Below are 6,589 nucleotides of genomic sequence, written 5' to 3' on the forward strand. Positions count from 1 at the left end.
GTCCATGACCTGCAGCGCCCGGACCTGACCGCCCAGCGTCCGCGCCACATAGAGCGTGGGCGCATCGATGACCAGCAGGTCCTCCAGCAGCAGGCGCAGCCAGCGCGACCAGGCGTGCACCCCGTCAGGCCGGCGGAAGAAGGTGGTCAGCGCCTCGATCCGCGCGTCGGGACGCACATCGGCCGGGTTGGTGGTCGTGGTCCCGCCCCGCACCCGGATGGTCCATTTCAGGCCCGCCATCTGGTCCTTACGGGTTTCGATCAGCAGGCGCAGCACATCCCAGCTGTCGGCCAGGGCGCGCAAGGCCTCGAACCGTGTCCCCTCGTACGCCTTGGGCCGTTGCAGCAGGTTGTAGCCGGAGGGGAAGTCGAACTGCCGCCCCGCCACCTCCGGCGCGCTGGGCGGCAAGGGGTCCAGCGGGCCGAACCAGGAGGAGGCGTCGCCCGTCACCGTGTAGGAGACGGCCGCCCCCAAGGCGCGACTGGCGCGGGCAAGAATGCCCGGCGCCACCGCGCGCCCCTTGCTGTCGCGGTTGCTTGACATGTGTGTCGTCTTTCGTGGTGGAGGGCGGGCAAGCGGATATGAGCCAGTAGTCGCCCCGCGATCTAGGCCATCAGAAATCTCGAAATAGTGTGGCAATACGCCACCCCGGCGACAGCAGTGATCAATGGAAACATCGATCACCATTCGGGGGGAGACTAGCCGTTCAGTTGGCGTTGAATGTCGTTCCAGCGCTCGAATGTGCGTTCCGTTGGTTCCGTCCACGTGTAAGGACGGGCATCAAGATATTCGAGGCTGAGCATCGCCGGCGGTACGTCCGTATATAGCCCGGCCTGCGCTTCGTCCTCATGGCATCGGAACAGGCCTTGTTCAGCCAACGCTTTCACTTGGGCGAGGGATTGTTCTCTGCTCATGCCCCAGTGATCCATCCCGGCGCGGATCAGGTTCTGGACCGAATCCTGATCAAGGGCATGGAGTACCGCCGTGTGTTCGAAATTTAGATCAGCCATCGCATCTCCAGGTCTCACCGTCCCTAGATCTGGATGATTCCCAGATCATATTCCATCATTGTGAAATTTCAAGGATTCCGCATTATTCGGCCAGTGTCGAGAAATCGCTAACCTGATATTTGGATCCGTTTTTACTATAACGATACAAGCGCTCACGAACTCGCCCTTTATTGTTCGGCTTTCCATCTTTATCATGAGAGTTATATTGATCCAGAAGCCAAATCCCCTCTTTATCCGCGCGCATAAATATTCCAGCGTGCCGATGATTAGGATCCCTGCTGTAGTGGCCATTTTCGAATGTCGCCACGACAGTGCCAGGCTTCAAAGTCTTAGCCGATTCAGGGGTAAGCCTTTCACCTTCGCGCCAAGTGTCGACATGCCCCAAACCGCGGGACACGGCTCGCACGAGACTGACACATTCACGACCGTTTTCCGGTTTGGTTCCAGGCGCGCTGCTTAGCCAGCCTCCCGCCCGGTCTGCCTGTTCGACGATGGCTTTTTCCGCTGCCACGGCTTGGCCGGCAGTGGCGCCGGCAAAGCCGTTGGCCATACGGCGACCACTCTTGCCAGACGGCTGTACACTTTCGACCTCATCGGAACGTGTTTCCCCCGCGCCGCCGCCGGTTGTCCATTCCCCCTGGTCGTTGCGAGCTTCATCTTCCCATGCATCGTTGGCAGCCTTGGCCAAAGCCGCCTTCGTTGCCCCCTCCGCCGGCGGCAATCCCACCCGCACAGGGGCGATGGCCGCCAACGCGCGTTTGCCCTCGCTCAGCGCCTGCGCCACTGAAGCCAGACGCTGAGCCAAACGTACGCCATCGTCCAGCGTGTAGGGGCGGCCATAGGTCTCGGTCAGTGTCGAGGCCAGCCGATCAGGCGGCTGGGACTGCCATGCGTCCCCCACACGTCGTAACAGAGGCAGGCCGCCCCCCAGGAAAGCCCCTTGATCATTCACGTAAGGCAGCCCGCCCTTGGGCGAAGCGCCATCAAAACAGGCGTCCGCGCGGTGGACGGTGCCAGGCCAGAATTCCGTCGATCGTTGCGGCGACATGGTGGGCAGACCTTTCCGGTCGCGCGCTTTGGGGGGCGCCGACACATCTCTTGAGCGAAGACGGCGTAAAGGGTCCCGCGCCTGAAGGGTCTCAGGCCGGGGAACCGGTTGATACGGTGGGCGACACCAGCCCCGCCGCCATCTCGGCATAAACGGCCAGCAGGCCGGTGCCGTCGCCGGCGGGCTGGGCATGCGCCAGCACCAGGGCGTCGCCCTTGTCGGGGCTGCGGCCGATGCGGGCCTTAATGTCGTCCTTGGCCTCGATCTGGATGCCGCGCGCCGTCATTTTCCAGCGTGGCGCCACCAGGTCGGCCAGCAGTTCACGGTCCGGCGGCAAGGCGAGGTCGACGCCCAGTTCAGGCTCCAGCGCCTCGCGCAGGCTCCAGTACCATTCGGCGCGGCGGTTAACGAAGCCCAGGCGGCCGCCCCGGTCGCGAGCACCGCTGGCCGCCGCGGCGTTCATCGCCACCATGCGCAAGCCATGCAGGACGCCCAGATCCTGGACGGAGGCGCCGACGCCGATGGCGTCCACCTGCACCGCAACGCCGCCGGGCGTCTCCACGGCCGTGGCACCCGCCAGGCGCCGCAGGACGAGGCCGACGACGGCGGCGCCATCGGGTGTTTCGCGGCCCGGCACCACATCCAGCGGGGCGAACCAGACCCCATGGCGGGCGGCCAGCACGGTTCGGTCCCGCCCGCCGCGCGCCACATCCACGCCCAGCGCCACCAGGGGCGGAGTGGCCTCACCGGCCGGCTGCCAGCGGGCCATGGCGGCCTCCACCCAGGCGGTGGGGATGACCTGCCAGGGATGATCCTCCCGCCCCGCGCCGAAGTCGCCGCGCAGCATCTTACTGCGCAGCGGTTCCGGCAGGGACTGCAGGGTGGCGATATAGCCGGCCCGCATCATCACCGGATTATCCTCAACCCGCGCCGGGATGAAGGTGCGGGACTTGGGCGTCAGCACGTCGCCATCATCCAAGGTCACAGGTTCCGGTCCCGGCACCTCACGATCCTGGCCCTGGCCATCGGTCACAAACCAGCGCAGTTCGCCCGGCGCGGCCGGGTTGGGATAAGTCGGGTCCAGCCAGGGCGCCCAGAAGCGGATGACCCAGGCGCCCTCGGCATCGGTGGGCGGGTTGCCGGCACCGATGACGCGGCAGCGCTGGCCCGGGTCCACGCCCGGCCCGGGCCGGTTCCACCCCACCAGGAAGCGGAACTGCGCCTCGGTGAAGTGGGGCAGTTCGTCGAAGGCGATCAGGTCGTGGGGACGACCCTGGTATTATGCACGTCGTCGGCACGCTGCACGGCGCCGAATTCGATGGGTCCGGCATCGTCCAGGCGCCAGGGTCCAATCGGACTTGGACCAGCGCCCCCGGCCCCCGAACAGTTGCTGCGCCCGATCGGCGATGCCCTTCAGCTGCGGGTATTCGCGGCGGAACAGGATGGACAGGCGGTGGCAGGTATGGGCGGCGCCCAGCAGCAGGTCGGTCTTGCCGCCACCAGCCGCCCCGCCGTAGTACAGGAAATCGGCGGCACTGTTCAGCGCCTGGGCCTGCGGTCCGGGAAAGGGCGCCCAGCGGCTTGCCGCCCTTCGCTCAATCTCCGCCCGCACCACGGCCAGCGCCCGCGCCGTCAGGTTCCGCATCGTCACATCCCGCGTCCGGGCCCGCCGCTTCCAGGCGGCGGAGGAGGGCTTCCAGTTGGGCATCGTTCAGGCTTTCCAACGCCACGGGATCAATGGCCGGACCGGGGGGCGGCTGGCCACTCCCGCGCGGCGGCGGGCCATAGCCGTCGCCCTCCCCTTCCAGGGGACCGCCATCGTCGGCATCACCGGCCTTGGCCCCCCACCCCAGGCGCACCCGGCACCAGAAGATAAGGGAAGGGGCGTGCCCCTCCAGCGCCTTGGCATAAAGCGTCTCGACGATGCGGGCGTGGGCGCGGGCGGCGCCCATTTCCAGTTCACGGCCGAAATGGCGGCGCAGCGTGCGCGGGCTGATGCCCAGCATGCGGGCGATGACACCCCGCGGCACGCCCTTGCCCGCCAGGTCCGTCACCTCCGCCCGGCGGTCATCGCTGACCACCACGCGGGGACGACCGATGCGCGCGGGAATAGGGCCGGGGATGGCGAGCACCTGGCCGTCACCAGCCGCTGGAGAAGACAGGGTTTCCGGGGCCGCCGCCGAAGTGGCGGGCGGCATGGGTGGCGTCTTGCGCATCGGCACGGCGGCACACCTCTCAAAGGCTGTCAGATATGAGGAAATGCCGTTCCGGTTCACGGGAGGGATTTTCGCCCGGACTTGGAAAGCAAAGCGCCCGGCAAGGCGTTCAGCCTTCCGGGCGAAAATCGGCATTTCATATTTCGATATATAGCCGGATCAGAAAGTGGCGTCAAGCGTCTTTTACAGCATCGTTGAGATTTAACCGCGCTCGCTCTTGGTTCATGCGAACCTCAGTCATCATCATTGTGTTCCCAAGGAGGGCCTTCATCGGCCCACGGATCGCCACGGTCTTTGGCCATTTTCCAGTATTTCTGAGCTGGAATCGGCTTACCCAATTGCCAATACGTAAGTGCCAAATTGCTGCATGCTGCTGGATTTCCAGCCAGACAAGCCTTTTTATACAACACCTCCGCTGTCTTGAAATCCTTGAACGTGGGAGGTTCAGTTAAGAAATTGGCAAGCACATTCATACTGTTCGCGTGCCCAAAGTGGACGCCAATTTTCAACAATTGAACCGCGTTGCCTTGATCTCCATTTTCCTCCAATTGTATAGCTAGATTATATACAGCATCGAGAACATCTTCATTGATATCCAGATCGAATGGCTCATTCTCATTCATGGGTTTTGATCCTTAAATAGAATCAGGAAGACATTTTCCGGGCGTGAATTGGCACATCTGATCTTCAATCAATTTCTGCGGCAATACAGAGAAAGGAAGGAAGCCTGGGATCCTTTTTATTTCTTATCCTGCAAAATATTCCAACTCCTCGGGAGTGGATTTCCGAGACTTTGATTTACCATTTTGATCTTTCCACGTGGTATTTCCTGGTTTCTCAGGATACGGCTTAAGTTTTTTGAATTGATTCCCGCTTCCCGCGCGACTGCTGGACCAATTACGCTCTCCATCATATCCGATGGGCGTTATCGCGGAACGGAAATCATTGTACTTGGTATCACGTGCTGCGGAATTGACGGTCGTATCACCGGAAGCGCTGCCCGACGTCCAGCGGCCATGGTCATCCCTGGGCTGTTCAGGGCTATATTTCGCGAGCGGCAAGCAGGCCGCCTTCACCAGTGCATCCGATCCCATCCCTTGGTCCAGCAACGTTTCCGCCAGGAACAAGCGCCGGGCGGCGTCCGGGTCGGGCAGGGCGCCCAGGCAAGCGTGGGCCAGGTGGATCGCCGCCTGCACCGGCTCCCCCGCCGCCAGGGCGCGGCTGGCGGCCTGGACCTTGGCCAGGATGCGGTGGGCTTGATCCACCGTGTGCCGGCGATCATAGGCGATGGAGAGCAGGGCCAGCAGGCGGTCGGCATCGATCTGCAACGCCTGCGGCGCCCAGGTATCGTTGGCAAGCTTGGCCAGCACGGTGCCGGCGCCCAACACCAGGCCGGCCGGGGTTAGAACAGGGTACGGGTTCAGGCCGTGGCGGCGGCGGTCGCGCCAGGCGGCGGTCACGGCGGGATGATCGGTCGCCGTATCGTCACGGGTGGGGACCATGGTCATGGGTCAGGCCTCCTTCCGGCTGAAGTCAGCCTCGGGAGATGTGTTGGTGATCGTTGGGACTGGAGGCAAATGGGACCCCGCCGACATGGATCGGCCCCCGTGCCTACGCAACAAATCGCTTGGCGGGCGGCGGGCGCCTCTCATCGGCCCTCAATGGCCGATCAGCACAGCGCCGGACGCGGCCGCCTGGATCGGACAAGCCCGAAAAACGAAGCGCCCGGCAAGGCATCAAGCCTTCCGGGCACAAATCGGCATTTCACATTTCGATATATACCGGGATCAGTAAGCCACATCAAGCTACCTTTACGTCGTTTCCATTTTCTTACGGCGTCGTCTCGCGCGTAAACGCTCCACTCGTCAGCGGCTCATACTGGTAGCCGTTTCCAGTCCATGACAGCACTTCATAATGCCTCGGATAAACGCCGTCCGCATTCGGCTCGTCAGCATTGGTATCTTCGTAAATATGCAGGAGCCGGCGATACCCTTTGTCAGACCGTCCGAGAACCAGCAGATCACCTGGATCGGACCAAACGGCGGTGAGGAAACGCCATTGCTCACCCTGCCTGTGGTAAACGTACACCGTGCATCCCGCGCTGCCGCAGTAATAAGCGTCAGCCACGGCGAGGAAGACTTCCGGTATTCCATCCCCGTCCAGATCCGCCTCAGCATACCGCACGGACTTCTTAGGCGAAGCGACATGACCGGGCCCGTCGCCCGCCGGCGTGTTCAAAGCCAGAAGGTCCGGGCCAGCGCGATTTTCTTACACTGACTTACTGAAATAATTAGATCGGCGCCACACGGGACGGG

9 protein-coding genes are annotated in these 6,589 nt (G+C 63.2%); all 9 read right to left on the reverse strand.

Annotation, left to right across the window (positions count from 1 at the left end; all coding sequences use genetic code 11):
* Window positions 1-543, reverse strand: a 543-nt coding sequence (locus I55_RS26270; protein ID WP_044563687.1) for a hypothetical protein, incomplete at its 3' end; no start/stop codon positions are given.
* 155 nt (window positions 544-698) lie between these two features.
* Window positions 699-1,010, reverse strand: coding sequence for a hypothetical protein (locus tag I55_RS36345; RefSeq protein WP_148293966.1), 312 nt, complete (start codon window positions 1,008-1,010; stop codon window positions 699-701).
* Window positions 1,011-1,092: 82 nt separating this feature from the next.
* Complete coding sequence (locus I55_RS36350) at window positions 1,093-2,058, reverse strand: BPSL0067 family protein (RefSeq protein WP_159107277.1); 966 nt, start codon at window positions 2,056-2,058, stop codon at window positions 1,093-1,095.
* 91 nt (window positions 2,059-2,149) lie between these two features.
* Window positions 2,150-3,235 (reverse strand): hypothetical protein, encoded by a 1,086-nt coding sequence (locus I55_RS26275; RefSeq protein WP_049974512.1) that lies wholly within the window; start codon window positions 3,233-3,235, stop codon window positions 2,150-2,152.
* Between the two features lie 102 nt (window positions 3,236-3,337).
* Window positions 3,338-3,703, reverse strand: a complete 366-nt coding sequence (locus I55_RS35490; RefSeq protein ID WP_049974513.1) for a hypothetical protein — start codon at window positions 3,701-3,703, stop codon at window positions 3,338-3,340.
* Entirely contained in the window at window positions 3,654-4,256 is a 603-nt protein-coding gene (locus I55_RS33520; protein WP_159107278.1) for a hypothetical protein, read from the reverse strand. The genes I55_RS35490 and I55_RS33520 overlap by 50 nt, the downstream gene beginning before the upstream one ends.
* A 251-nt stretch (window positions 4,257-4,507) precedes the next feature.
* Window positions 4,508-4,897, reverse strand: a complete 390-nt coding sequence (locus tag I55_RS36355; protein ID WP_148293969.1) for a hypothetical protein — start codon at window positions 4,895-4,897, stop codon at window positions 4,508-4,510.
* A 123-nt stretch (window positions 4,898-5,020) separates the two neighbouring features.
* Complete coding sequence (locus I55_RS26285; RefSeq protein ID WP_044563688.1) at window positions 5,021-5,782, reverse strand: hypothetical protein; 762 nt, start codon at window positions 5,780-5,782, stop codon at window positions 5,021-5,023.
* Between the two features lie 322 nt (window positions 5,783-6,104).
* Window positions 6,105-6,512, reverse strand: coding sequence for a hypothetical protein (locus I55_RS36360; RefSeq protein ID WP_148293970.1), 408 nt, complete (start codon window positions 6,510-6,512; stop codon window positions 6,105-6,107).
* Window positions 6,513-6,589: the final 77 nt, after the last annotated feature.

The sequence above is a fragment of the Azospirillum sp. B4 genome, from assembly GCF_000333275.1.
In the GTDB taxonomy this organism is placed as follows: Bacteria; Pseudomonadota; Alphaproteobacteria; order Azospirillales; family Azospirillaceae; genus Nitrospirillum.